At 74.6% G+C, this 25,683-nt stretch carries 27 protein-coding genes and 1 pseudogene; 18 read left to right on the top strand and 10 right to left on the bottom strand.

Annotation, left to right across the window (positions count from 1 at the left end; all coding sequences use genetic code 11):
- Position 1 precedes the first annotated feature (1 nt).
- On the bottom strand, positions 2-316 hold the full coding sequence (locus H1D33_RS16870) for an STAS domain-containing protein (RefSeq protein WP_181572228.1): 315 nt from the start codon (positions 314-316) through the stop codon (positions 2-4).
- A gap of 95 nt (positions 317-411) precedes the next feature.
- On the opposite strand from H1D33_RS16870, the gene map reads away from it, so the two are divergent.
- Together map and H1D33_RS16860 are read left to right on the top strand one after the other, a co-directional pair.
- The gene (map, locus tag H1D33_RS16865; protein WP_181572229.1) at positions 412-1,269 is read left to right on the top strand and encodes a type I methionyl aminopeptidase; all 858 of its coding nucleotides are present in this window, start codon (positions 412-414) and stop codon (positions 1,267-1,269) included.
- Complete coding sequence (locus H1D33_RS16860) at positions 1,266-1,982, top strand: VIT1/CCC1 transporter family protein (RefSeq protein ID WP_181572230.1); 717 nt, start codon at positions 1,266-1,268, stop codon at positions 1,980-1,982. Before map ends, H1D33_RS16860 begins: the two co-directional genes overlap by 4 nt.
- A gap of 6 nt (positions 1,983-1,988) precedes the next feature.
- Here the strand turns inward: H1D33_RS16860 and H1D33_RS16855 are convergent, their stop codons facing one another.
- The gene (locus H1D33_RS16855; RefSeq protein ID WP_246412056.1) at positions 1,989-2,720 is read right to left on the bottom strand and encodes a nucleotidyltransferase domain-containing protein; all 732 of its coding nucleotides are present in this window, start codon (positions 2,718-2,720) and stop codon (positions 1,989-1,991) included.
- Positions 2,721-2,771: 51 nt separating this feature from the next.
- Between H1D33_RS16855 and H1D33_RS16850 the strand changes: the two genes are divergently transcribed.
- Both H1D33_RS16850 and H1D33_RS16845 read left to right on the top strand, forming a co-directional pair.
- Positions 2,772-3,041, top strand: a complete 270-nt coding sequence (locus tag H1D33_RS16850) for a type II toxin-antitoxin system prevent-host-death family antitoxin (protein ID WP_181572231.1) — start codon at positions 2,772-2,774, stop codon at positions 3,039-3,041.
- 26 nt (positions 3,042-3,067) lie between these two features.
- Positions 3,068-3,319, top strand: coding sequence for a type II toxin-antitoxin system RelE family toxin (locus H1D33_RS16845; RefSeq protein ID WP_181572700.1), 252 nt, complete (start codon positions 3,068-3,070; stop codon positions 3,317-3,319).
- 12 nt (positions 3,320-3,331) lie between these two features.
- Here the strand turns inward: H1D33_RS16845 and H1D33_RS16840 are convergent, their stop codons facing one another.
- From H1D33_RS16840 to H1D33_RS16815, 6 genes are all read right to left on the bottom strand, one after another.
- The gene (locus tag H1D33_RS16840) at positions 3,332-3,799 is read right to left on the bottom strand and encodes a nitroreductase family deazaflavin-dependent oxidoreductase (protein ID WP_181572232.1); all 468 of its coding nucleotides are present in this window, start codon (positions 3,797-3,799) and stop codon (positions 3,332-3,334) included.
- 52 nt (positions 3,800-3,851) lie between these two features.
- On the bottom strand, positions 3,852-6,530 hold the full coding sequence (locus tag H1D33_RS16835) for an FtsX-like permease family protein (protein ID WP_181572233.1): 2,679 nt from the start codon (positions 6,528-6,530) through the stop codon (positions 3,852-3,854).
- A complete protein-coding gene (locus tag H1D33_RS16830; protein ID WP_181572234.1) occupies positions 6,527-7,249 on the bottom strand; it encodes an ABC transporter ATP-binding protein in 723 nt (240 codons plus the stop codon). Before H1D33_RS16830 ends, H1D33_RS16835 begins: the two co-directional genes overlap by 4 nt.
- A 22-nt stretch (positions 7,250-7,271) precedes the next feature.
- Positions 7,272-7,853, bottom strand: a complete 582-nt coding sequence (locus tag H1D33_RS16825; protein ID WP_181572235.1) for a PadR family transcriptional regulator — start codon at positions 7,851-7,853, stop codon at positions 7,272-7,274.
- Between the two features lie 69 nt (positions 7,854-7,922).
- A complete protein-coding gene (locus H1D33_RS16820) occupies positions 7,923-8,333 on the bottom strand; it encodes a ferritin-like domain-containing protein (RefSeq protein ID WP_181572701.1) in 411 nt (136 codons plus the stop codon).
- 26 nt (positions 8,334-8,359) lie between these two features.
- Complete coding sequence (locus H1D33_RS16815; protein WP_181572702.1) at positions 8,360-8,812, bottom strand: hypothetical protein; 453 nt, start codon at positions 8,810-8,812, stop codon at positions 8,360-8,362.
- Between the two features lie 264 nt (positions 8,813-9,076).
- Here H1D33_RS16815 and rimP point away from each other — a divergent pair, with 264 nt between their 5' ends.
- From rimP to H1D33_RS16750, 13 genes and pseudogenes are all read left to right on the top strand, one after another.
- Positions 9,077-9,736: a ribosome maturation factor RimP gene (gene rimP, locus H1D33_RS16810; protein ID WP_181572236.1), complete on the top strand. Its 660-nt coding sequence runs from the start codon at positions 9,077-9,079 to the stop codon at positions 9,734-9,736.
- Positions 9,733-10,776: a transcription termination factor NusA gene (nusA, locus tag H1D33_RS16805; RefSeq protein ID WP_181572237.1), complete on the top strand. Its 1,044-nt coding sequence runs from the start codon at positions 9,733-9,735 to the stop codon at positions 10,774-10,776. The genes rimP and nusA overlap by 4 nt, the downstream gene beginning before the upstream one ends.
- A gap of 15 nt (positions 10,777-10,791) precedes the next feature.
- Positions 10,792-11,127: a YlxR family protein gene (locus tag H1D33_RS16800; protein ID WP_181572238.1), complete on the top strand. Its 336-nt coding sequence runs from the start codon at positions 10,792-10,794 to the stop codon at positions 11,125-11,127.
- Between the two features lie 93 nt (positions 11,128-11,220).
- Positions 11,221-14,222 (top strand): annotated as a pseudogene (infB, locus tag H1D33_RS16795) (translation initiation factor IF-2).
- 79 nt (positions 14,223-14,301) lie between these two features.
- Complete coding sequence (locus H1D33_RS16790; protein WP_181572240.1) at positions 14,302-15,345, top strand: TRM11 family SAM-dependent methyltransferase; 1,044 nt, start codon at positions 14,302-14,304, stop codon at positions 15,343-15,345.
- A gap of 41 nt (positions 15,346-15,386) precedes the next feature.
- Positions 15,387-15,680 carry a DUF503 domain-containing protein gene (locus tag H1D33_RS16785; protein WP_089157120.1) on the top strand — a complete coding sequence of 98 codons (294 nt, stop codon included), beginning with the start codon at positions 15,387-15,389 and terminating at the stop codon, positions 15,678-15,680.
- A 146-nt stretch (positions 15,681-15,826) separates the two neighbouring features.
- The gene (gene rbfA / locus H1D33_RS16780) at positions 15,827-16,315 is read left to right on the top strand and encodes a 30S ribosome-binding factor RbfA (protein WP_181572241.1); all 489 of its coding nucleotides are present in this window, start codon (positions 15,827-15,829) and stop codon (positions 16,313-16,315) included.
- Positions 16,316-16,371: 56 nt separating this feature from the next.
- The gene (locus tag H1D33_RS16775) at positions 16,372-17,409 is read left to right on the top strand and encodes a DHH family phosphoesterase (protein ID WP_181572703.1); all 1,038 of its coding nucleotides are present in this window, start codon (positions 16,372-16,374) and stop codon (positions 17,407-17,409) included.
- 1,143 nt (positions 17,410-18,552) lie between these two features.
- Entirely contained in the window at positions 18,553-19,098 is a 546-nt protein-coding gene (locus H1D33_RS16770) for a hypothetical protein (protein ID WP_181572242.1), read from the top strand.
- Positions 19,099-19,213: 115 nt separating this feature from the next.
- Positions 19,214-19,621 (top strand): hypothetical protein, encoded by a 408-nt coding sequence (locus H1D33_RS16765; protein WP_181572243.1) that lies wholly within the window; start codon positions 19,214-19,216, stop codon positions 19,619-19,621.
- Positions 19,621-19,830, top strand: coding sequence for a DUF6186 family protein (locus H1D33_RS16760; protein WP_181572704.1), 210 nt, complete (start codon positions 19,621-19,623; stop codon positions 19,828-19,830). The genes H1D33_RS16765 and H1D33_RS16760 overlap by 1 nt, the downstream gene beginning before the upstream one ends.
- Before the next feature lie 904 nt (positions 19,831-20,734).
- Complete coding sequence (locus tag H1D33_RS16755; protein ID WP_181572244.1) at positions 20,735-21,250, top strand: P-loop NTPase family protein; 516 nt, start codon at positions 20,735-20,737, stop codon at positions 21,248-21,250.
- 42 nt (positions 21,251-21,292) lie between these two features.
- Positions 21,293-22,615 (top strand): MATE family efflux transporter, encoded by a 1,323-nt coding sequence (locus H1D33_RS16750; protein WP_181572245.1) that lies wholly within the window; start codon positions 21,293-21,295, stop codon positions 22,613-22,615.
- Positions 22,616-22,655: 40 nt separating this feature from the next.
- Here the strand turns inward: H1D33_RS16750 and H1D33_RS16745 are convergent, their stop codons facing one another.
- Positions 22,656-23,621, bottom strand: coding sequence for a hypothetical protein (locus H1D33_RS16745; protein WP_181572246.1), 966 nt, complete (start codon positions 23,619-23,621; stop codon positions 22,656-22,658).
- 48 nt (positions 23,622-23,669) lie between these two features.
- Positions 23,670-24,698: a hypothetical protein gene (locus H1D33_RS16740; RefSeq protein WP_307755203.1), complete on the bottom strand. Its 1,029-nt coding sequence runs from the start codon at positions 24,696-24,698 to the stop codon at positions 23,670-23,672.
- A 74-nt stretch (positions 24,699-24,772) separates the two neighbouring features.
- Between H1D33_RS16740 and truB the strand changes: the two genes are divergently transcribed.
- The gene (gene truB / locus H1D33_RS16735; protein WP_181572248.1) at positions 24,773-25,657 is read left to right on the top strand and encodes a tRNA pseudouridine(55) synthase TruB; all 885 of its coding nucleotides are present in this window, start codon (positions 24,773-24,775) and stop codon (positions 25,655-25,657) included.
- The last annotated feature ends 26 nt before the right edge of the window (positions 25,658-25,683 follow it).

The raw sequence follows: 25,683 nt of genomic DNA, 5'->3' as shown, positions 1-25,683 counted from the left end.
GTCAGGCGTCGGCCAGCCAGTCCTGCTCGCCCAGGCCGGAGATCTCCAGCACCCGCCGGACCTGCCGGGACGGCAGCACGGTGAGCGCGGCCGGGAACTTCTGGGCGAGCCGGACCACCGCGTGGATGGCGGCCGAGTCGAAGAAGGTGACCGCCCGCAGGTCGAGCGTGAGCTGTTTGGCCGGCTCGCGCAGCGCGGTCTGGAACATGGTGTCGGCGGTCGCCATGTCGACCTCGCCGGTGACCTGGACGTGACGCCTGATCCCGTCGCCCTCCGCGCTCACGGAGAAGACGGGCGGTGCGCCCCCTTGATCCACGCAGCAACAATGGCACAGCGTTTGCGCCGCGGCAACAACCTGCCCGGCGGGGCCGTGGCGGGGGTCACGACGAGGGCCGACGATAGGCTGAGCACATGACCGTCCGTGCGCCGCTGACCCCCGGCACGCTCTCCCCGTGGCGAGCGGTTCCCGCCCACATCCCGCGCCCGGAGTACGTGGGCAAGAAGCGCCCGCAGGAGTGGCGTGGCTCGCACGTGCAGACGCAGGAGACCATCGAGAAGATGCGGGTGGCCGGGCGGCTCGCGGCCCGGGCCACCCAGCTCGCCGGCGAGCACTGCAAGCCGGGGGTGACCACCGACGAGATCGACCGGGTGGTGCACGAGTTCCTCTGCGACCACGGCGCCTACCCGTCGACCCTCGGCTACCGGGGCTTCCCCAAGTCGTGCTGCACCAGCCTCAACGAGGTGATCTGCCACGGCATCCCCGACTCGACCGTGCTGCACGACGGCGACATCATCAACGTCGACGTGACCGCCTACCTCGACGGGGTGCACGGCGACACCGACGCCACCTTCTGCGTCGGCGAGGTGAGCGAGGAGGCCCGGCTCCTGGTCGAGCGAACCCACACGGCGATGATGCGCGGCATCAAGGCGGTCGCGCCGGGCCGCCAGATCAACGTCATCGGCCGGGTCATCGAGTCGTACGCCAAGCGGTTCGGCTACGGGGTGGTCCGCGACTTCACCGGGCACGGCATCGGCGAGGCCTTCCACAGCGGCCTCTACGTGCCGCACTACGACAGCCCGCGTCCCACCGACGTGATGGAGCCCGGCATGACGTTCACCATCGAGCCGATGATCACCATCGGCACCTACCAGTACGACATGTGGGACGACGGCTGGACCGTGGTCACCAAGGACCGGAAGTGGACGGCGCAGTTCGAGCACACCATCGTCGTGACCGACGACGGCTACGAGATCCTGACGCTGCCGTGACCGAGACCCCGGCGGCGCTGCGCGAGGCGCACCACGCGGACGTGTCCGGCGGCTGGCTGCGGCCGGCGGTGTTCGGCGCGATGGACGGTCTGGTCACCAACATCGCGCTGATCGCCGGCGTCGGCGGCGGCGGGGTGTCCCCGCGCAGCGTGGTGCTGACCGGCACGGCCGGCCTGGTGGCCGGCGCCATCTCGATGGGGCTGGGCGAATACACCAGCGTCCGCTCCGCCAACGAGCAGGTGGCCGCCGAGGTGGCCAAGGAGCGGCGCGAGCTGGAGCGGCACCCGGAGGCGGAGGCCCGCGAGCTGGCCGACGCCTGGGTCGCCCGCGGCCTGCCCCGCGACCTGGCCACCCAGGTCGCCGAGGCGGTCCGGCGCAACCCGGAGGAGGCGCTGCGCGTCCACGTCCGCGAGGAGTTGGGCGTCGACCCGGACGACCAGCCCAGCCCGTGGGCGGCGGCGATCTCGTCGTTCGTCTGCTTCTCGGTCGGCGCGCTGGTGCCGCTGCTGCCCTACCTGCTCGGCTTCACCAGCCTGTGGCTGGCGCTCGGAGTCGGCGGGGTGGGGCTCTTCGTCGCCGGGGCGGTCGTCGCCCGGTTCACCTACCGGTCCTGGTTGACCAGCGGCCTGCGGCAGTTGCTGCTCGGCGCGCTGGCCGCCGGCGCCACCTATCTGATCGGCGCGCTGATCGGTGTCGGCGGCGGGCTGGGCTGACCCGCCTCAGCCGTCGAGCAGGTCGTCCACCGTGCCGTCGACCGGCCGCCCCCGGGCCGCCAGTTCCTCGGCCTGGCGGCCCAGCGCCGCACCCACCTCGGTCATGTCCGCCCCGGCCAGCCCGGTGCGCCGCACCGCGTCGCCGGGGTCGCGGAAGTAGGTGCGGCTGAACAGCCCCTGCACGGTGGCCGCCGCCAGCCGGGCCTCGCCGAGCATCAGCAGCGCCTGGTCGGTCTCGTACCACTCGGCCAGCCGCAGCGCGCGGGCGTGCGCGGCGCTGCCCCGGTACCAGGCCTGCCGGGCGGCGGTGGTGAACTCGGTCGGCCGGGCCCGGGCCAGCCGGGCCAGATGCTCGTCGCGCAGCCGCCGCAGCCAGCCGGTCGGGTCGTGCAGGGCGCAGGTGGTGACGTAGCGGTCGGCGGCCAGCGGCCACCCCGCTGTGATCGTCGTGGCCCGCCGCAGGTGGTCGTCCGCCCCGGTGACGGTCAGGTCGACCAGCACCCCGTCCACCCGGCGGGTGGACGGTGGCGGCCCGGCGCCCGGCCGGTAGGTGGCGACCAGCAGCCCCACCTCGTTGTCCCCGCCGCCGTCGTCGTCGCCGTGCGCCAACGGGCCGTGCACCGCGACCGCGAGCACGTCGGCCGGGAACCGGCGCAACACGGCGTCGCCGACCCGCTCGGCCACCCGCCAGCGCCTGTCGTCCAGCCGGTCGATCTCCCGCCCGACGACCACGTCCACCTCCGCGTGTGTTCCATGCTGTACGACACGTACGAGTTGTACAATTGGCGGATGAGTGAGCCTGCCGCTGAACTCCCGATTTCGGACGCGCGCGAGAGCCTTGCCGATGTCGTCTCGCGCGCCCACTACGCCGGACGCATCACCTATGTCACCCGTCGTGGGCAGCGCTTGGCCGCCATTGTGCCGGCCGATCTCGCCGAAGCGATCGAACGCGCCGAGGACGCTGTCGACGTCGCCGCCGCCCGGGAGGCCCTGGCTCGGATCGACGAGGGAGAGTCCCCGCTCCCGTTCACGGAACTGCGTAAAGAGCTGGACCTGTGAGCACGCCTGCGCCGACGCCGTACACGATTCACGTCGACCGAGCTGCCGCCAAGCTCCTCCGTAAGCTCGACCGCCCGGTGCAGGCCCGGCTCGTGACCGCGATCGCCGGCCTCGCCGTCGACCCGCGGCCCGCCGGGGTCAAGGCACTCGTCGGACATCCTGGCCTCCTACGCATCCGCGTCGGCTCCTACCGCGTCGTCTACGTCGTCCGCGACGACGAGCTGATCGTGCTGGTGGTGCAGCTCGGCCACCGCAGCGACGTCTACGACGCACTCTGAGGCATCCGAGGCTCAGGCGGTCGGGACGAGGCGGAAGACCTTGATCTCGCGGCCGCCGGCCCGCTCCACGTACGTGCGGTAGGCCGGCCACTCCTGCACCAGCCGGTCGAAGAGCCGCTCCCGGTCGGCGCCGACGACCTGCTCGGCGCGCACCCGGATCCGGCGCCCCCGCACGTCGACCTCGGCGGCCGGCTGGGCCAGCAGGTTGAACGTCCACGACGGCTGGTGCTGCTGCCCCCAGTTGGAGCCGATCACCACGTAGGCGTCGCCGTCGGGGACGTAGAGCAGGGGATTGCTGCGGGGCTTGCCGGAGCGGCGGCCGGTGGACGTGAGCACCAGCGTGGGTACCAGTCCGAAGGCGACCACCCGCCCCTTCGTCAGCCGGCCGACCAGCCGGTCGGCGGGGACGAGCAGGCGCATGGTGGTGGCGAACCACTGTTGGTGACCGAGGCGGCGGGTGAGGGATCCCAGAGCGGACACCCGCCCAGTGTGCCGCTCCCACCGCCGCCCGTCACCCCCTGAACTGGGCCGTTCAGTCGAGGCGGCGCTCGATCGGCAGGCGGGACCGGGTGAACATCGCCGCGCCGGCCATCGCCACCAGCGGCACCACCACCAGCACGGCCATGGTGAGACCGGGCACGGCCACCGGGTACGGCGGCTCCACCGGCCAGGAGTCCGCGTAGCGCTGGTTGAGCGACGCCAGGATGACGACCGCCGAGCCGAGCCCGGCCAGGGTGCCGAGCGCCGAGCCGAGCACCGCGATCACCCCGGCCTGGCAGAGCGACAGCATCCGGCGTACCCGGGGATCGGCGCCGACCGCGGCGAGCGTGGACAGGTCCCGGCGGCCCTCGGCGGCGGCCAGGCCGGTGGCGACCGCGGCCGCGCCCAGCGTGATGATCCCGGACGCGACGGCCAGCAGGAGCAGCACCGGTCGCTGGTCGGACGGCGGGCGGGCGGTCGACATGTCCACCGACACCCGCACCAGGTCGGACAGCTCGTCGGCCAGCCGCTCGCGCTGCCGGTCGCTGGGCGCGGCGGTGGTGTCCACCAGGTAGCCGATCGGCGTGCCGACCAGCCCGAGCGCCCGCGCGGCGGCGGGGGAGAGCACCAGTTGGTCCACCGGAAGCCCGCCGCGCAGCACGTACCCGGGCAGCAGCCGTCCCGTGCTCGCGCCGCCCGACCCGCGTTCGACCTCCACCCGCACCCGCCCGTCCACGAGTTTCCGGGGGTCGGTGACCACCACGCCGCCCGCGGCGAGCGTCCGGCGCGCGGCGCTCACCTCGTCGGGCGGGGCGTCGGTGAGGGCCACCAGCGCGTCGCCGTCGTCCACCAGCGCGGGCAGCGAGATGTCGTTCGGTTCACGGAACGTCTCGGTGCAGCGGCCGTCGCGCCGGGCGTCGACCGGGACGACCTCGGTCGGCTGGTACCGGCAACGCTGCTCGGGAGGGCGTACCGCCTGCGCGGCGCAGTAGTCGTCCGTTCCGCGCGGTCGGGCGCAGTCCGGGGTGGCGACGGTCACCACGGTGGCGCCCGGCAGCACCGCGCGGATCCGGTCGGCGATCGCGCCGGCGGTCGGCGGCGGCGTGACGTCGCGGTTGACGAGCTGGACCAGCAGGTGCCCCGGTGGCAGGCCCGGCTGCCACATGCTCTCCGAGCGGGCGTCGTCGCTGGCCAGGTAGACCCCGAGCGCCACGCTGCCGGCCACCGCCGCCATCACCGCCGAGATGGCCGGCGCGGCCGACGACCGGTTGCGGCTGGCGTCCCGCAACGCCAGCCGGGGGGTCAGCGGCAGCAGCCGGCCGGCGCGGGCGAGCGCCCCGACGAGCGTCGGGGTGCAGAACACCAGCCCCAGCTCGCCCAGCACGACACCGGCCAGCACGCCGGTCGGCGAGGTCCGGGTCGCGGCGAACGCGGCCAGCGCGGTGCCGGCGACGGTGAACAGCGCCCCGAGCAGCAACCAGCGGCGTCGCGGCCGGGGCGCGTCGCGCCGGCCGGCCAACCCGGCCACCACGTCCTGCCGGGCCGCGGCCCAGGCCGGCGCGAGCGCCGCCAGCACCCCCGCCAGCACCGCGACCGCGGCGATCGCGACCAGCGCGGCGGGAAAGACGCGGTACGCGCCGAAGCGTTGCTGGATCAGGTACTGCTCGACCAACGGCCGGCCGGCGAACGCGGCGCCGACGCCGAGCAGCAGCCCCAGGGCGGCCCCGCCCGCGCCGAGCACCACCCCGTCGGCGAGCACGATCCGGCGCAGGTGGACCGCGTCCCCGCCGGCCACCGCCACCAGCGCGAGGTCCCGCCGCCGGCGGCGGACGCCGACCGCGAAGGCCGGTCCGACCAGCAGCACCACCTCCAGCAGGCCCAGCCCACCGACCAGCACCGACACGCTCGTCTCCTCGGCGTCCGGCATCGGCACGCCGTCGGTGAACGTGTCCCGGCCCGGCAGCGGGTGCCGGGCGGCCACCTGGACGCCCTGGGCGTTGAGCCGGTCGGCCAGCGCACCGTCCATCCCCCCGGGGACGGAGACGAGCCAGGTCGCCTCGGTCGGTGGCCCTTCCGGGGCCACCCCGGCCAGCGTCACCGTCGGCCCCAGGTTGTCCGGGAACTCGATCACGCCGACCACCCGGTGACCGGCGCCGTCGGTGGTGCGTACCGGCTCGCCCAGCCGGGTGTGCAGCAGGCGCAGCGCCGCCGGGCTGACCGCGATCTCGTCCGGGCGGACCGGCGCCCGCCCCTCCCGGATCCGGGCCAGCGGCCGGGCGAGCGGGTCGGTCAGGTCGACGGCGCGCGCCTCGAGCGCCTCGATGTGCCGCCCGATCCGGGCCTCGAACGGCATCCACCACCTGATCCGGGTGACCCGGCTGCCGGCGGGCAGCAGCGCCCGCAGCTCGTCCGCGGTGACCGGCCGGGTCCGGGCCGTCGGCTCGCCCTCGACCGGCCAGGACGAGTCACCCCAGGCGTCCTGCGTCACCGGCCCCAGGTTCGTCCAGCGCAGCTCCGCGTCGGCCGCGCCGAGCCGACGGTCCTGCCGCTCCGACCGGGTCAGATCGGACATGTCGTAGCTCACCGCGGCGAAGCTCAGGCCGAGCACCGGCAGCGCGATCATCACCAGCACCAGCAGCGTGCGCCGCCGGGACCGGCGGGCCTCGCGGCGGGCGATCCGCAACGCGGTACGCCACGAGCCGCGCGCCGCGGCCAGCCGGCCGGAGGTCACCGGCCGCTGCCGCTGAGCAGGTGCTCGATGCCGACCAGCGGGGCGGTCGAGTCGACCAGCACGCCGTCGCGCAGGAAGACCACCCGGTCCGCCCAGCCGGCGTGCCGGGCCTCGTGGGTGACCAGCACCCCGGCCGCGCCGTCGTCCACCCGGCGGCGCAGCAGGTGCAGCACCGCCTCGCCGGCCTGGGAGTCCAACGCGCCGGTCGGCTCGTCGGCGAGGACCAGCCGGCGTTCGCCGACCAGCGCCCGGGCGATCGCCACCCGCTGCTGCTGGCCGCCGGACATCTGGTCGGGGAACCGGTCGGCCAGGCCGGCGACCTCCACCTCGCGCAGCGCGGCCAGGGCGAGCCGGCGGGCCGCCCGCACCCCGGTGCCGTCCAGCTCCAGCGGGAGCGCCACGTTCTCCACCGCGGTCAGGCTGCCGAGCAGGTTGAGGTCCTGGAAGACGTACCCGACCCGGCGGCGGCGCAGCCGGGCCAGCTCGCGGGCCGGCAGCCCGCCGAGCGCCTCGCCCTCGACCAGCACCTCGCCGCCGGTGGGCCGGTCCAGACCGCCGGCCAGGGCCAGCAGCGTCGACTTGCCGGAGCCGGACGGACCCATCACCGCCACCAGCTCGCCCGCCGTCACGGTGAGGCTCACGCCGCGCAGCGCGTGCACGGCGGCCTCGCCGGCGCCGTGCGTCCGGCGCACCTCGCGAAGTTCCAGCACTGCGCTCATCGTCGCCGACCTCCGTGTCGTGTCACCGACGGGCCTCGTCACCGGCCCGGTCCACCGCCTCGGGGTGGGTGGTGGGCCGGTGCGGCGCCGGCCGGTGGCGGACCAGGCTGGTCTCGCAGTGGTCCAGCCAGCGCACCTCGGCCTCGGCCTGGAAGATCATCGCGTCCAGCACCAGCCGCCAGGGCAGATCCTCCGGCTTGTCGCTGGCGTACTTCAACCGGGTGAACTCCTGGAGGGCACGCATGGTGGCGCTGCGCTGGGTCTGCACCACCGACCGGACGTCCACGCCGGGGGTGGTCAGCGCCAGCGCCAACTTGATCGACAGCTCGTCGCGGGGCCGGTCGGCGCGGCTGATCGGGGTGGCGAACCAGAGCGCCAGGTCCGCCCGCCCGGCGTCGGTGATCTCGTACGGCCGCTGCCCGCTCTCGTTCTCCGGCAGCGGGCGGACCAGGCCGTCGCGTTCCAGCCGGGCCAGCGTGGTGTACACCTGCCCGATGTTGAGCGGCCACGTCGACCCGGTCGACTCCTCGAACGCGGCTCGTAGCTGGTAGCCGTACATCTGGCCGCGTTCGAGAAGGGCGAGCAGGCCGTGGCGGATGGACATGGCCTGGAGTATGCATACCTGGTATGCGGGCCGCAACCGCAGGCCTGCCCTGCGTGACCGCCGCCGCGCTCAGACCGGCCGGCCCGGGAACGGCACGGTGACCGGCGTCACCCCGGCCGTACGCCGCCAGCGGGTGGCCCGCAGCGCGCAGTCGGTGAGCGCGGCGAGCGCGGTGTTCCGGTCGACGCCGTCGGTGTGCGGCAACGCGGCCCGCCAGTGGCCGGCGGTGCGCTCCTCGATCTCGACCGCCAGCCGCAGCGCGCTCGCCCGGTCGGTCACCGGATAGGGCAGCGCGTAACCGGCCCGGTCGGCGGGGACCTGTCCGGACCCCTCGGCGAGCTGGAGCACCAGCGCGTCGCGGCGGGACCGGTGGGCCGCCTCGGCGGCGCGGGCGGCCGAGCGGGCCGCGTCGCCGAGGTGCACACCGATCACCCCGTACGCCCAGACCGCCGCGTACTCGGCGGCGAGCGCGTCGGACATGGCCTTCGTCGGGTCGCTGCTCGGGCTCACGAGAGCGCCTCGGCGTGGGTGGCCCGGGCCGCGGCGATCGAACCGAGCAGCGCCGCCCGCTCGGCGGGCGCGCCCGCGCAGGCCTTGGCGGCGTTCGTCCGGCCCTGCTGCTCGGCCTTGCGCAATCCGGCGAGCACGGCGTCGGGGTCGGTGGCGGGCGGGTCCGACGGGGTCGCCGACGGCGTGCCGGACGGCGCCGGCCGGCCGATCACCCGGCGCAGCTCGTCAGCGTGCGCCCGGTGCGCGTCGGCGATCGGGGTGAGCCGCCCGGCCAACGCCGGCGTCGCGCCGGCCGCGGCCCGGTGCCGTGCCTCCAGCGCCAGCGCCTCGGTCACCAACGGCTCCAGCGTGTCCGGCGGCGACGGCTCGTCGTCACGGTCGAGAAGATCACAACCAGTCAGCGGCACCGCCGCGCCGCCGAGTGCCACGAGCGCTCCGGCGCGCAGCAGGCCACGCCGGGAATGCCCCGCTCTGCCCTGGTCGGATGGTGTTCTGCCGGTCCCCACCGGACAAGTCAACACCATCTCCGCCGCCCCGTGGGGCAGGGTCGTCGGTGCGCCGCCGGGCCCGCCGCCGGGCCCAGGCGTTACGCTCTGCGCAGCCACCGGGCGCGAACGCCCCGGTGGCGTGCCGGCATGGCGGTTCGACCGCCCGCTGTCGGCCCGGACAGCACGGCTCCCACGGACCGTGGCAACAGCAGAGAGGTGCGCGGAATGACGCAGCGTGGCCGTGCCACCCGGCCGTCGGGGCCCGCCGGGCGACCCCGTCGGTCCGACGGCCCCCGCGGCGCGGACCGCAGTGGCGCACCCCGTGGCGATCTCGCCGCCCGCCGGACCCGGCTGCGCGAGGTGATCGAGCCGGTGGTCACCGCCGCCGGCTACGACCTGGAGGACGTCTCCGTCTCCCGCGCCGGCCGCCGGCACGTCGTCCGGGTGATGGTGGACGCCGACGGCGGGATCAGCCTGGACGCGGTCGCCGACGTCTCCCGGGCGGTCTCCGCGGCGCTGGACGCCGCCGAGGAGGCCGGCGGCGACATCGTCGCCGGCGAATACCAGCTCGAGGTCAGCTCGCCCGGCGTGGACCGTCCGCTCAGCCTGCCCCGGCACTGGCGACGCAACGTCGGCCGGCTGGTCAAGGTCACCGTGCGTGGCGACGCCGGGGACCGGCAGCTCACCGGCCGGATCACCGCCGCCGACGACGAGCGCGTGACGCTGGAGACCGACACCGGTACGGCCGCGCACCCCTACCCCGAACTCGGGCCCGGCCGGGTCCAGGTGGAGTTCAACCGCCTGGACGACCTGGCCGACTCCGACCTCGGTGACGACACCGACATCGACGACGACGAAGAAGATCTGGAGGACGAGGAGAGGTGAACATCGACCTCGCGGCGCTGCGCGCCCTGGAGCGCGAGCGGGAGATCCCGTTCGACACGATCCTCGCGGCGATCGAGACCGCGCTGCTGACCGCCTACCGGCACACCGACGGCGCCGAGCCGCACGCCCGGGTGGAGATCGACCGCAAGAGCGGCGCCGCCTCGGTGTACGCCCAGGAGCTGGACGACGACGGCTCGGTGACCCGGGAGTGGGACGACACCCCGCACGACTTCGGCCGGATCGCCGCGATGACCGCCAAGCAGGTGATCCTCCAGCGGCTGCGGGAGGCCACCGACGAGGTGCACTTCGGCGAGTACGTCGGTCGCGACGGGGACCTGGTCACCGGCGTGGTGCAGGCCCACGAGACCCGCCGGGAAAAGGGCATCGTCAGCGTCGACCTGGGCAAGCTGGAGGGCGTGCTGCCCCAGTCCGAGCAGGTCCCCGGCGAGCGGTACGAGCACGGCGAGCGGATCCGCTGCGTGGTCGTGCACGTGGCCAAGGGGATGCGCGGCCCGCAGATCACGCTGTCCCGTTCGCACCCCGCGCTGGTGAAGAAGCTCTTCGCGCTGGAGGTGCCGGAGATCGCCGACGGCACGGTGGAGATCGGCGCCATCGCCCGTGAGGCAGGTCACCGCACGAAGATCGCCGTACGCTCCACCGCCTCCGGCGTCAACGCCAAGGGCGCCTGCATCGGCCCGATGGGGCAGCGGGTGCGCGCGGTGATGAGCGAGCTGCACGGCGAGAAGATCGACATCATCGACTGGTCGGACGACCCGGCCACCTTCGTCGGCAACGCGCTCTCGCCGGCCAAGGCGCTGCGGGTCGAGGTGGTCGACCTGGCCAGCCGTGCCGCCCGGGTCACCGTCCCGGACTTCCAGCTCTCGCTCGCGATCGGTCGGGAGGGGCAGAACGCCCGCCTCGCGGCCCGGCTGACCGGTTGGCGCATCGACATCCGGTCCGACGCGGAGCAGTCCGGCCCCGGCGGGCGGAGCGGAGCCGATCACGTCCCGGAGCCGGGCGGCGCGATCTCGAGCACCTAGGGGTAGACTTCTTCAGTGGTACGACGCGCGCTGCCGGAGCGCACCTGTGTGGGCTGCCGGAAACGGGCGCCGGCCAGCGAGTTGTTGCGGGTCGTCGCGATCGGTGACGAGGCTGGTCAGACCAGTCTCCGGCCCGATCCGGCCCGCAGACTGCCGGGTCGGGGAGCGAACATGCACCCCAATCCGGCCTGCTTCGCGCAGGCGGTGCGGCGCCGAGCCTTCGGGCGGGCGCTGCGCGTCGCCGGGGTCCCTGACCACGGCGCACTTGCCGAGCACGTCGACGCGCAACCCCCGACGACCGGTCAACCCGACCGGTCGAGGGTCGCTAGCAAGGTAGGACGACCGACATGAGCACACGATGAAGTCGCAGAAATGACCAGGCTTCAAGTGCACGAGTGAGGTCGCTGCGGGTGCTGCCCGCACGACCTCGGAGTGAGGAGTGCAGTGGCAGGAAAGGCCCGCGTACACGAGCTTGCCAAGGAGCTCGGGGTCGAAAGCAAGACCGTTCTCGCCAAGCTCAAGGAGATGGGCGAGTTCGTGAAGTCCGCCTCCAGCACCGTCGAGGCGCCAGTCGCCCGACGGTTGCGGAACGCGTTCGTGGCGTCCGCCGGTTCGCCGGCGCCCGCCGCCCCGCCGGCAGCCGCGCCCAGCGGCCCGGCATCGACCCCGACGCCCACCCCGACCCCGGGTGCCCCCGGGTCTCGGCCCGACCGATGCCGCCCCGGCGTCCGGCCGCGCCGACCCCTGGACCGAAGCCCAAGGGCCCGGTCCCCGGCCCGCCGCAGCCGGCGACCCCGGTCGCCAAGCCGGCGAGCGCGCACGACATCGAAGTGGCGGCCGCCGAAGCGCGTGCCGCCGCGCTGAAGGCTGAGCAGGAGGCCGCGGTCAAGGCCGCCCAGGCCGCCCGCCAGCAGCAGCGCGAGGCCCCGCGCCGGGAGCCTCCGGCCGAGGGCGGTCCCCGTCCCGGCCCGCGTCCCGGCCCGAACGCCATGCCGGCGCGTCCGGGCTCCCCGGCCGCCCGTCCCGGTGGTCCGGGTCAGGGTCCGGGTGCCCGTCCCGGCGGTCGTCCGCCGGCGCGCGGCGCCGGTAACAACCCGTTCGGCATCCAGGGTGGCCAGCAGCAGCGGCCCCCGGCGGCCGGCGCGGGCGGTCCCCGTCCCAGCCCGGCCGGCATGCCGCCGCGGCCCAGCCCGGCGTCCATGCCGCCGCGGCCGAGCCCGGCGTCGATGCCGAGCCAGCGTCCGACCACGGGCCGCCCCGGCGGTCCCGGCGGCGGTCGTGGCGGTCCCGGTGGCGGCGCGGGTCGCCCCGGTGGTGGCGGTGGCGGTGGCTACCGCGGCGGTCCCGGTGGCGGCGGCGGTGGCGGTGGCTACCGCGGTGGCCCCGGTGGCGGCGGCGGTGGCGGTGGCTTCCGTGGCGGTCCCGGTGGCGGCGGCGGTGGCGGCGCTCCCGGCGGCGGTTTCCGTCCGGGTGGCGGCGGTGGCCGTCCCGGTGGCGGCGGTCGCGGTCGTGGCGGCGGCGCCGCGGGTGCCTTCGGGCGTCCGGGCGGCCGGCCGACCCGTGGTCGCAAGTCCAAGAAGCAGCGCAGACAGGAGTTCGACAACCTGTCGGCCCCGACCATGTCCTCGGGTGCTCCCCGCGGTCAGGGTCAGGTCGTCCGGTTGTCCCGTGGCGCCTCGCTGTCGGACTTCGCCGACAAGATCAACGCCAACCCGGGTTCGCTGGTCCAGGAGATGTTCAACCTGGGCGAGATGGTGACGGCGACCCAGTCGTGCTCCGACGAGACCCTGCTGCTGCTGGGTGAGCACCTCGGCTTCGACGTGCAGATCGTCAGCCCGGAGGACGAGGACCGCGAGCTGCTCGCGCAGTTCAACATCGACCTCGACGCCGAGGTCGCGGCGGACCGCCTGGTCAGCCGTGCGCCGGTGGTGACCGTCATGGGTCACGTCGACCACGGTAAGACCAAGCTGCTCGACGCGATCCGCAAGGCGAACGTCGTGGCCGGCGAGGCGGGTGGCATCACCCAGCACATCGGCGCCTACCAGGTCCACGTCCCGCACGAGGGCGAGGACCGCGCGGTGACCTTCATCGACACCCCGGGTCACGAGGCGTTCACCGCCATGCGTGCCCGTGGTGCCCAGGTGACGGACATCGTGATCCTGGTGGTGGCGGCCGACGACGGCGTGATGCCGCAGACCATCGAGGCGCTCAACCACGCCAAGGCGGCGGACGTGCCGATCGTGGTCGCGGTCAACAAGGTCGACAAGCCGGAGGCGAACCCGGACAAGGTCCGCCAGCAGCTGACCGAGTACGGCCTGGTCGCCGAGGAGTACGGCGGCGACACCATGTTCGTCAACGTGGCCGCGAAGCCGGGCATCGGCATCGACGAGCTGCTGGAGGCGGTCCTGCTGACCGCCGACGCGTCGCTGGAGCTGACCGCTCCGATCGACGGGCCGGCGCAGGGTGTGGCCATCGAGGCGCACCTGGACAAGGGCCGTGGCGCGGTGGCGACCGTACTCGTGCAGAAGGGCACGCTGCGGGCGGGTGACTCCATCGTCGCCGGTGGGGCGCACGGCCGGGTCCGGGCCATGCTGGACGAGAACGGCACTCCGGTCGACGAGGCCGGGCCGGCGCGTCCGGTCATGGTGCTGGGTCTGACCACGGTGCCGGGTGCGGGTGACACCTTCCTGGCCGCCGAGGACGACCGCACCGTGCGGCAGATCGCCGAGCAGCGGCAGGCGCGGAGGCGGGCGGCGTCGTTCGCCAACTCCCGTGGCCGGGCCACTCTCGAGACGCTCATGGAGCAGCTCAAGGAGGGCGAGAAGACCTCGCTCAACCTGGTGCTCAAGGGCGACGGCTCCGGTTCCGTGGAGGCGCTCGAGGACGCGCTGTTCAACCTCGACATCCCGGAGGAGGTCCAGCTTCGGATCATCCACCGGGGCGTGGGTGCGATCACCGAGAGCGACGTCATGCTCGCGAGCGCCTCGAACGAGGCGGTCACGATCATCGGCTTCAACGTGCGGGCCGCCAACAAGGTCCGCGAGATCGCCGACCGCGAGGGCGTGGAGATCCGGTACTACACGGTCATCTACCAGGCCATCGAGGAGATCGACGCCGCGCTCAAGGGTCTGCTCAAGCCGGAGTACGAGGAGGTCGAGCTGGGCACCGCGGAGATCCGCGACGTCTTCCGCTCGTCCAAGATCGGCAACATCTCCGGCTGTATCGTCCGGTCCGGCCTCATCCGCCGCAACGCCAAGGCGCGGCTGCTGCGGGACGGCGCGGTCGTGGCGGACAACCTCACGATCAGCTCCCTGAAGCGATTCAAGGACGACGCGACCGAGGTCCGCGAAGGCTTCGAGTGTGGTCTGACGCTTGGCGGTTACAACAACGTCCAGGTCGGCGACATCATCGAGACCTTCGAGATGCGGGAGAAGCCGCGCGCCTGATCGGTGTGCACGACGGTCGACGGCCGGGACCCTCGGGTCCCGGCCGTCGCCGTTTCCGCAGGCTGCGACAATTTCCGGCGTGATCGGGTACGCACTGCTCCTCGCCCCCTCCGCCAACCGCGTCTACGCCGACGCGGCCGCCCGGCTGGCCCGCGCCGAACTGACCGTGTTCGCCGGCTCGGGCGTGCTCGACGTGACGCCGGCCGACGCCGAGGTCACCCGGATCGGCGGGGTGGACTACCTGACCTTCACCGCGCCGGAACCCGGCCTCGGCGCCCGGGACCTGGCCCACCTGGCGAACCTGTCGGCGGCGTACGCGCTCTTCGAGCGGGTCGGCGACGACCTGCTCCGGCCGGTGCCGCTGCACCCGCTGGCGCACTACGACTCGGACCTGATCACCATCCCCAAGTACGCCGGCAAGACCAACGAGCAGTTCACCCGGCTGCTGCTCAACGTCACGCTGCTCGCCTCCGCCGCCGCGCCGCGGATGCTGGACGGCCGGCTCGTGGTGCTGGACCCGCTCTGCGGCCGGGGCACCACGCTCAACCAGGCGCTCATGTACGGCCACGACGGCATCGGCGTCGAACGCGACAGCCAGGACGTGGAGGCGTACGCCGCGTTCCTGCGGACCTGGCTGCGCCGCAAGCGGCTCAAGCACACCGCGGAGACCACGTCGGTGCGCCGGGACCGCAAGCTGGTCGCCCGACGCTTCGAGGCGGTGCTCTCGCCGTCGAGGGACGCGCACCGGGCCGGCGCCACCCAGCGGGTCGTCGTGCTGAACACCGACACCACCCGGGCCCGCGAGGTGCTCCGTCCCCGCTGCGCCGACGTCATCGTCACCGACGCGCCGTACGGGGTGGCGCACGGCAGCCGCACCGGCCAGGGACTGTCCCGCAGCCCGCTGGAACTGCTCACCGCCGCCGTACCCGTGTGGCGTGAGCTGCTGCGCCCCGGCGGCGCGCTGGGGATGTCCTGGAACACGCACGTGGCGCCGCGCGCGGAGGCGGAGGCGGTGCTCACCGACGCCGGCCTGCGGGTGCTCGACGGGCCGGGCTGGCGGGACCTCGCCCACCGCGTCGACCAGGCCATCGAGCGGGACGTGCTGGTCGCGGTCGTACCGTAATCGGATGCCGTGGGTGGCGTCCGCGCGTACCGTTGCTCGCCGTGTATACCGGAACCGCGTTGTTCGACCTGTTGCTCCCGGGCGACTCCCGCTCCCTGAAGGCCAAGCGGTCCTACGTCCGGCCGATCGTCGCCGCGCTGCGCAAGTTCGAGGTCTCGGCCGCCGAGGTCGGCGCGCTCGACCTGCACGGGCGGGCCGAGATCGGGGTGGCCGTGGTGGCCGCCGAACCGGCCCACGTCCGTGAGGTGCTCGACTCCTGCGAGCGGATGGTGGCCGCCCGCCCGGAGACCGAGCTGCTGTCGGTGCGTCGCCGCCTGCACGGCGCGGACGACTGACCCCGTCGGCGCGTCGCGCGGCCGGCCCGGCCGTGCCGCGCGAGGCCCGGCGGGGCGCGGGTAATGTTCTCCGACGTTGGGCGCTCGGGCCCGGCGGCGCCTGGCGCGCCGGGGTCGTCGGAACAGTGAACGTGGAGGTGGGGGACATGTCGGATCCGGCCAAGGTACGCCGGCACGCGGAGCGCGTCCGTGAACTCGTCGCGTCGGTGGTGCGGAGCCAGATCAAGGACCCCCGGCTCGGTATGATCACGATCACCGACGCCCGGATCACCGCCGACCTGCGCGACGCCACCGTCTTCTACACGGTGCTCGGCGACGCGGCGGCCCAGGCCAGCACCGCCGCCGCGCTGGAGAGCGCCAAGGGCATGCTGCGCAGCACGGTCGGCAAGGCGCTCGGGCTGCGCCACTCGCCGACGCTGACCTTCGTCCTCGACGACGTGCAGAACCAGGTCAAGCACATCGACGACCTGCTCACCGCGGCCCGCTCCGCCGACGCCGAGGTGCAGCGGCTGGCCGCCGGCGCCGCGTACGCGGGCGACGCCCAGCCGTACCGGGTGGAGGAGGACGAGGACGGCGAGCCGGTCGAGGGCGAGTCGTCGGCCGACGACGAGCCGCGCGGCGGCGACCGTCGGTGACCGAGGCCGCCGGGTCAGGCGTGCCGGCCGCCGTGGCGGGTGGCGCGCCGGCCGCGATCGGGCGTGACGGCGAGCCGGTCGGTGGGCCCACCGACGCCGACTGGGCGGCCGCCGTCGAGGCGGTACGCGTGCTCCGCGCCGACGCGCGGGTGCTGCTCGTCTGCCACGTGAACCCGGACGGGGACGCGCTCGGGAGCATGCTCGGCTTCGCGTTGGGCCTGCGCCGACTCGGCGTACGCCACCTCCAGGCCACCTTTCCCGGCCCGGCCGGCGCGCCCGAGCCGTTCCGCTGGCTGCCCGGCGTCGAGCTGCTGGTGCCGCAGGACGACGCGTACCCGGCGCCGGACCTGATGATCTGCTTCGACGCGGCGAGCGAGTCCCGGCTGGGTGACCTGGCCGGCCGGCTGGCCACGGCGGGCACGTCGCTGGTGCTCGACCACCACGCCTCGAACACCGGTTTCGGCCGCGTCAACCTGGTGGACCCGCACGCCGCGGCCACCTCCGTGGTGGCGCTGGGGCTGCTGGACCGGCTCGGGGTGACGCTGGACGCCCCGATGGCGACCGGCCTCTACGTGGCGCTGACCACCGACACCGGCTCGTTCCGCTTCGAGGCGACCACCCCGGCCGTGCACGAGATGGCCGCGCGCCTGCTGGCCACCGGCATCCGGCCCGGAGACATCTCCCGGCGGGTCTTCGACACCCGCCCGTTCGGCGCCGTCCGCCTCTTCGGCGAGGTGCTCGGCCGGGCCACGCTCGAACCGGAGGCCGCCGCCGGGCACGGCCTGGTCTGGGCGTACGCGACCCGCGACGACCTGGCCCGCCACGGTCAACCGGCGTACGTGCTGGAGGCGCTGATCGACCCCGTCCGCTGCACCGCCGAGGCGGACGTGAGTTGCGTGGTCAAGCAGTCCGGCGAGGCCGAGTGGGCGGTGTCCCTGCGCAGCAAGGGCGCGGTCGACGTGAGCCGGGTGGCGGTGGGCCTCGGCGGCGGCGGTCACCGCTTCGCCGCCGGCTTCACCGGTCACGGCCCCCTCGACGAGGTCATAGCCACCATCCGCGCCGCCCTACCCCCGCCGTCCTACCCCCACCCCTAACCCCTCCCTCCCCGCCCGCCCTCCCTCCCCGCCCCGCCCCGCCCCTCCCGCCCCGCCCTCCCGCCCTGCCCCTTCCGCCGCGTCGATCTTGCACTTTCGGCCCGTCATATGTCGGCTTTGTGCACCTTTCGAAGGGCCGAAACTGCAAGATCGACGAAGGCTGCCCGAGCGGGCATGCGGGGCGTGGAGGCGCGCATGGTGTTTCGGTGGCGCTCGGGGGCCGCGAGGGTGGGACGCCGTGGCGGTCTGCGAGAGCTTGGGACATCCCTGGTGTTCCAGTGAGCCTCCGGTGGGGTGGTGGGTGGAACGTCATGGCTGTCTGCGGGGGCCTGATACATCCCTGGTGTTCCAGTGGCCCGGGGTGGGAGGCCATGGGGGTCTGCGATGGCCTGAGGCACCCATGGTGTTCCAGTGACGCTCCGGTGGGCCGGTGAGTGGAACGTCATGGGTGTCAACGGGAGGCTGAGGCACCCATGGTGTTCCAGTGACGCTTCGGGTGGGTTGGTGGGTGGAACGTCGTGGGTGTCTGGCGGGCCGGGATGCGCCCGTGGTGTTCCCTCGCGCGTCGGGTTGTGCGGGTGGGGCGGGTGGCACTCCGGTGGGATCTGACCGGATGTGTCGGGTGGGCGCGGTGTCCGGTTCGGTGGTGGTGGGTGGCACTCTGGTGGCGGAATCGGGGCGGGGCGCGGGGCGTTGTAACCCGGTGAACGACCGAGCCAGGCGACCGGGTGAACGACCCCGAGCCAGGCGACCGGGTGAACGACCCCGAGCCAAGCGACCGGGTAACGCCCCGAGTCAAGCGACCGGGTGAATGCCCCAAGCCGGGCAGCCGGGTGAATGCCCCGAGCCGGGCAACCGGGCGAACGACCCGAGCCAGGTGAGCGTCCCCGCGCCGCCCGCCCGGATCCCCGGGGTCAGCCGGCCCGTATCTATCGGGCTAGCCGACTGACCCGCAGCCTTCGCCCCACGATGGTGAGGGTCCCCGGGAATGGTGGTGGCCGGCCGGTCGTTACACACACTCCCGGCCCCCGCGACGAGCCCCGCGCTCCGCGCCCACGCCGGATCCCCCTGATCTTTCTGAGCGCCTGACGGTGCCCGCGCCCCCGCCCCCTGGGGTGTGTTGACCCCCGAATGGAGCCCCTGATGAACACGATCCTGCGTAAGAGCATCCTGGGTATTGCTGGTCTGGCCTTCACCGGTGGCGTGTTCGCCGGCCCGATCGCCGCGCACGCCGACACCGCGCATGCCGCCGCCAAGCCGGTGACGGCCGCCGTGCAGGGTGAGCAGTCGACCATCGCGCTCAACGGTGAGCAGACCGCCAACGTGAAGGCGATCATCGCCGCGACGAAGAAGGCCGGCCTGCCCGAGCGGGCCGCGGTCATCTCGATCGCGACAAGCTTGCAGGAGTCGAAGCTGGAGAACCTGGGCCACCTCGGCGACCGCAACGACCATGACTCGCTGGGCCTGTTCCAGCAGCGCCCCTCCAGTGGTTGGGGCACGCCGGAGCAGATCACCGACCCCGAGCACTCCACCCTCGCCTTCCTCAAGGGCCTCAAGCAGGTCGACGGCTGGCAGGACATGCCCCTGACCGACGCCGCGCAGACCGTGCAGGTCTCCGCCTACCCGGACGCCTACGCGCAGTGGGAGAAGCAGGCCACCGACCTCGTCGCCCAGCACTGGACCAAGTAAGCACACACGCGAAGGCCGGTACCCCGCACCACGGGGTGCCGGCCTTCGGCGTTTCGCGGCAATCACGAGGCGTGCCGGTCTTCCCGCGTTACGTCACGCTGGGGACAATCGGGTGATGGATCATCCCCCCGAGCTCACCGTCGAGGCGCCCCGGGTCTGGGACCGGCCGGTCGTCTCCGTACCGGTGCTGATCTGCCTCTCCCTGGTCGGTGGTCAACTGCCGTCGTTCTCGACCGCGGCGAACCTCTACATCCTCGGCACCGGTGGAGGGCTGATCTGGGTCGGCCTCAGCAACCGGGTGCCCCGACGTCCGGCGCCGCGCCGGCTGCCGTCGGCCGCACTGTGGTGGCTGCTGCCGGTCACCGTCTTCGGAGTCTTCGAGGGTGCGACCTTCGTGCTGTCCGTGGGCGACGACTTTCCCACCTTCTCCCGGTTGGCCGATCCGCTGCTCGAGGATCACCTCGCCCGCTCGGCGGGCTGGTTCGCCTGGCTGGCCGCGTTCTGGGGACTGGTGCGCCGATGATGCGCGCGCTGGCCATCGGCGGGTTCCTGACCGCGTTGCTGCTGTTCGCCGCCGTCGAGTGGGCCGCACGCCGGGAGGGTTCGCGGATCCCGTCGCTGGCCGACGTCTGTGCCTTCGTCATGCGGTACGAGGTCGGTCCGGTGCCGGTGGGCCGGATCGGTCTCTTCGGGTTCTGGTGGTGGCTCGGCTGGCACTTTCTCGCCCGTTGAGAAGCCACCCGGAAAGAGGTTGGCCTGTCCGCATCGCGGGAACTGTGCGCAGTATCTGGAAAGTGAACGTTAATTTGGGTGAGGGATCGGCGCTTCGCGGCGCTGGTCACGGGCGGTGGTGCCGCACCCGGCGCCGCCTCCCTCCAGGGTCAGACCGACCCGGGCTCACGCTGCCAGGCGAGCCGCTCCGGTGATCCCGGACCGCTGCCGGGCGCGCAGCAGGCCGACGACTCCGGTCGCGGCGCGACTGCCGTCGCGTCGCCGGACCACGGGGCGTCGGGCGCCCGCAGGGCTGCCGTGCGCGGTGGTCCGCACCCTGGAAGGACACAGTCATGTCGAGCAAGCGCAAGCCGCAGACCGAGACCACCACCGACGAGGCGCGCGAGCAGATGCGTCGCGCGCTGCAGACCTCGATGGACACCCGTCAGTGACGCAGGCCGTCCGGCGGTGACGCCGGCCGGGGCCGCCGCAGCAGCATGACCGGCCCCGCCGCCCGCGTCACCGCCGCACCGGTCGCCGGAGCTGGCTCCCACCGGACCGGGATCGCCCGTCACCCGGACGGCCTCGGCTCCACCGGGCCGGAGCAGGCTCCCACGAACCGGGGCGGCCATTCCGCCGGGCCGGAGCAGGCTTCCACGGGCCGGGGTGGCCATTCCGCCGGGCCGGAGCAGGCTCCCACGGGCCGGGGCGGGCATTCCGCCGGGCCGGAGCAGGCTCCACGAGCCGGGGCGGGCTTCCACCAGGCCGGAGGCGGTCTCCGCCAGGCCGGAGCCGGTGCCACCGCTGTGCCTCGGGCCACCGCTGTGCCTCGGGCCACCGCTGTGCCTCGGGCCACCGCTGTGCCTCGGGCCACCGCCGTGCGTCGGGCCGCCGTGTCGAGGCGCGACGGCGCTACCGTCGGCCCGTGCGCCGCATCCTGGTCGTCGGCAGCTCCGGAGCCGGCAAGAGCACCCTCGCCGGTGAACTCGCCCGGCGACTCGATCTTCCGCTGATCCACCTCGACCGCCACTACTGGCGGCCCGGCTGGACCGCGCCGGCCGGCGACGAGTTCCGCGCCCGGGTGGCCGAGTTGGCCGCGCGCCCGGCCTGGGTGATGGACGGCAACTACGCCGGCACCCTCGATCTCCGGCTGCCCCGTGCCGACCTGCTGGTGCTCTGCGACCCGCACCGGCTGCGGTGCCTGGTCCGGGTGCTGCGCCGCCGCTGGGCGTACCGCGTCGAGCCCCGGCCGGATCTTCCGCCCGGCTGCCCGGAGCGCATCGACCTCGACCTGCTGCGCTACGTCTGGCGCTACCCGGGCCACTCCCGTCCCCGGGTGCTGGCGGCCGTCGCCGCGTACGCGCCGGACGTGCCGGTGCGCCGGGTGCGCGGCCGGCGCGACGTGGCGCGCCTCCGGGCCGAGGTGGGTAAGCACTCCTAAGGGGTTGCAGGCCTTACCAGGGGCGTGCCAGGATCAGCGGCGATGAGCAGCACCGTCGCACCCGCCACCGCCGTGTCGCCCCGGCGGATCGCCGCGCTCGCGCTGCCCGCCCTGGTGGTGCTGGCCGCGGAGCCGCTCTACGTGCTCGTCGACACCGCGGTGGTCGGCCACCTGGGCCGGGTGCCGCTCGCCGCGCTCGCCATCGGCGGCACGGTCATGACGCTGACCGCGTGGATCGGCACGGTCGTCGCGTACGGCACCACGGGTCGCTCGGCCCGCCGCTTCGGCGCCGGCGACCGGGCCGCCGCGGTGGCCGAGGGCGTCCAGGCGTCCTGGCTCGCGCTGACCACCGGCCTGCTGGCGGCGGTCGCGATCGGTGTCGGCGGGGGCGCGCTGGCGCGTACCCTCGCCGGTGGTCCCGGCGAGGTGGCCGACGCCGCCGCCGGGTGGCTGCGGATCGCGGCGCTCGGCGCGCCCGGCCTGCTGCTCGCCGCCGCCGGCAACGGCTGGCTGCGGGGGATCCAGGACACCCGCCGGCCGCTGCTGTTCGTGCTCGTCCCCAACCTGCTCTCCGCGGTGCTCTGCCCGCTGCTCGTCTACCCGGCCGGGCTCGGCCTGGTCGGCTCCGCGGTGGCGAACGCGGTCGCGCAGACCCTCTCCGGTGCGCTCTTCGCCGCCGCGCTGGTGCGCGAGCGGGTCGCGCTGCGGCCCCGGCCCCGGGTGATCGGGCAGCAGTTGGTGCTCGGCCGGGACCTGCTGGTGCGCGGCATCGCGTTCCAGGCCAGCTTCCTGTCCGCGACCGCGGTGGCGGCCCGCTTCGGCGCCGCCGCGGTCGGGGCGCACCAGATCGCCGTACAACTCTGGTTCTTCACCGCGCTGGTGCTGGACGCCCTCGCGATCGCCGCGCAGGCGCTGGTCGGCGCCGCCCTCGGCGGTGGTGACGCGGCCGGCGCGCGGTTCCTCGCCCGCCGCGTCGCGCTGCTCGGCGGGCTGTGCGGCGTGGCGTTCGCGGTGCTGATCGCCGCCGGCGCCGGACTGGTGCCGTCGTGGTTCAGCTCCGATCCGTCGGTACGCGACCAGGCCATGGTGGCCTGGCCGTGGCTGGTGGCGCTCCAGCCGATCGGCGGCGTGGTGTTCGCCCTCGACGGCGTGCTGATCGGCGCCGGGGACGTGCGCTACCTGCGCAACCTCACCATCGTGGCCGCGTTCGGCGGGTTCCTGCCGGCGATCTGGCTGGCCTACGGCCTCGACCTCGGGCTGGGCGGGATCTGGGCCGGGTTGACGCTGTTCGTGGTGCTGCGGCTGGTCGCGTTGCTGCTGCGGCTGCGCTCGGGCGCCTGGGTGGTGGTCGGCGCGGTCCGCTGACCGCCGCCGGGACCACGTCCGGTCCCGGCGGCGGCCGGGCTCAGCACGAGACCGGCAGGCGGATGGGGTGCGCCGGGTCGTAGAGCTTGTCGGGGTCCTCCGGCGACCGCGGGGCGTCCGGGTCCGCCCGGCCGGGGCGGATCAGCCCGTGCCGGATGGCGTCGCAGTCCACCCCCCACGCGTAGCTCGACATCCGGTGCAGCCACAGGCCCCGGTCCGAGCGCCGCACGTCGCCGGCGCGCGGCAGGCGCCAGACGACCTCGTCGTGCAGCACGACGACGGAGTGGCCGGTGCGCGAGTCGAGGTCCCGGAAGCCGTAGACCCAGACGACGTTGCTGGTCACCTCCAGCGCCCGGGCGCCGACCTCGTCCCGGACCCCCCGCCAGGTGACGGTGCCCTTCGCCCGGGGCCGGTCCGTGGCGAGCCGGGCGTCCGGGGCCAGCCGGGTCGCGTACGTGTCGATGGTGGCGGTGGACCAGTCCTTGCGCACCAGCTCCCGGGCGGCCGGGGCGAAGTGGCGCAGCAACGGGGTCGGGCTGTCACCGGTCATGAACGCCCGGTCCAGGCGGGCGGTCAGCATCGCGGCGCGGACCCGGGCCAGCCCGGCCGACACCTCGGCGGTGGTGAAGCCCTCCGTCGGCCCGGCCGTGGGCCAGGCGATCCCGGCCGGCCCCGCCGGCCAGTCCGCCGCCGGGGTCCCGGCGAAGACGCCCGGCGCCGGCGTCGGCGCGGTCGACGTCCCGGCCGCCGGGGACGTCGCCCCGCCGGCCGGGGGCGTCGCGGCGGCCGGGCGGCGGAACTGCCGGTACCCGTACCCGCCCGCGCCCAGCAGGCCGGCCAGCAGGAGCAGGACCCCGGTGGCGGCCAGCAGCCGGCGGGCCCGGCGCCGGCACCAGATGCGCAGCCGTACGACGGGGCCGGGCCGGATCTCCCGCTCCAGCCGGTGCAGCCAGTCGGGGTACCCGTCCGGCCCGGCGTGGTCGGCGGTGGGGCGCTCAGACGTCATGACGGAACCGTGGCTTCCTGTCGATCGGGGAGGTGGACGGGCGCGGGGTCAGCACGTGTCCGGCAGGTCGAGGGTCTTGTCCGGGTCGAAGACCGCGTCGGGGTCCGGGTCGGCGGGACCGCCGAACGAGGGCCTGCCGAGGGCGAGCAGGCCCTTGTCCCAGGCCGCGCAGTCGATGTTGGAGGCGTACGAGTCGGACTTCTCGATCCAGAGTCCGACCGAGCCGGGACGGACGTCACCGGGGTGCGGCACGCTCCACACCACCGTGTCGTGCACCACCACGACACCGTCTCCCGGCGTCGTGCTCGCGGTCGGGAAGGCGTACGCCCAGACGAAGTTGGCGGTGACCGCCAGGATCCGGATGCCGTCGCGGTCCTTGGTGGCCCGGTAGCTGAGCCGGCCCCGGACCCGGGGTGGGTCGGCGGTGAGCCGCGCGCCGGGCGCCAGCCGGGTGGCGTAGCTGCCCGCCTCGCCGGAGGGGAAGTCGTCCCGGACGTCGGCGCGGGCGTCGGGCGCGAACTGGCGGACCAGCCGCTCGGGGTCCTTCGCGGTGAAGAACGCCCGGTCCAGCCGCGCGGTCACCACGGCCTTGCGTACCTTGGCGAGCGCGTCGGTGACCTGCCGGGCGGTGAACGGGCCGGTCCGCTTCGCCGGTGGCAGCGCGATCCCGGCGGCGCCCTCCGGGAAGCCGGCGGCCGGGGTGCCGTCGAACGGCCCGGTGGCCGGTGGCGGCGACGCCGAGGTGACGGCCTGCTCGCCGCTCGGCGGGCTGATCGTCGGGTACGCCACCGGGGCCGCCCGCCACCGCTGGTAGCCCTGGTAGCCGACCGTGGCGACCACCCCGGAGCAGGCCAGCAGCAGCACCGCGACGCCGCCGCCGAGCAGCCTGCCCGAGTGCCGTCCCAGCGCGATCCGCCAGCGGTCGGCGCGGCCGGGCTGGACGTCCGGGGCGGGCTGCCGGAGCCACTCGGGGACCGGGCCGAGCGACTCGTCGGACGGGTGGCCGGCGGGACGCGGTTCGGGGTGGGGCGGTGATCGGTCATCAGACTTCCCGGGCGGGCGGGGCGAGGGGCGCATGATCTTGACACCCCGCCGACCGGGGCGGTATCCCCCGCAGGGCCGATCAGCGGCGTCTGGCAGGCTTGGCGGTCGTGAGCGCAGACGGTCTGATCGTGGTCGACAAGCCCGGCGGCATGACGTCGCACGACGTGGTGGCCCGCATCCGCCGGCTGGCCCGGACCCGTCGGGTGGGCCACGGCGGCACGCTGGACCCGATGGCCACCGGCGTCCTGGTGATCGGCGTCGGGCGGGCCACCCGGCTGCTCACCTACGTGATCGGCGCCGGCAAGAGCTACACCGCCACGATCCGGCTGGGTCAGGCCACGGTCACCGACGACGCCGAGGGCGACGTGATCGCGAGCACGCCGGCCGGCGCGGTCACCGACGACGCGGTACGCGCCGCGCTGGCCCCGCTGACCGGTGAGATCGACCAGGTGCCCAGCGCGGTCAGCGCCATCAAGATCAACGGAGAGCGGGCGTACAAGCGGGTCCGCGACGGGGAGGCGGTCGAGCTGCCGGCCCGCCGGGTCACCGTGTCCCGACTCGACGTGCGGGAGATCCGCCGGGACGTCCCCGACGTGGTGGACGTGGACGTGGACGTGACCTGCTCGTCCGGGACGTACATCCGGGCCCTGGCCCGGGACGCAGGCCTGGCGCTCGGGGTCGGCGGCCACCTCACCGCGCTGCGGCGCACCGCGGTCGGTGGCTTCGGCCTGGCCGAGGCGGCCACCCTGGCGCAGTTGGAGGAGCGCGCGCCGGAGGTGGTGAACCTACCGCTGGACGCCGCCGCCGAGCGGTTCTTCCTGCGCCGGGACGCCTCCGAGGCGGAGGCGCGGACGCTGTCGCACGGCGGGCCGCTGGACCCGGCCGGCATCACCGGCCCGTACGCGGTCTTCGGTCCCGCGGGCGGCTTGATCGCTATCGTCAGCGAGCGGGACGGGCGGGCCCGCGCGGAGATCGTCCTGGCCCCGGCCTGACGGCGCGCGGGCGGACACGGGAGGGG

The sequence above is a fragment of the Micromonospora ferruginea genome (assembly GCF_013694245.2).
Lineage (GTDB): Bacteria > Actinomycetota > Actinomycetes > Mycobacteriales > Micromonosporaceae > Micromonospora > Micromonospora robiginosa.
The sequence above is the reverse complement of the archived record's forward strand: the minus strand, read 5'-3'. Positions and strand labels throughout refer to the sequence as shown.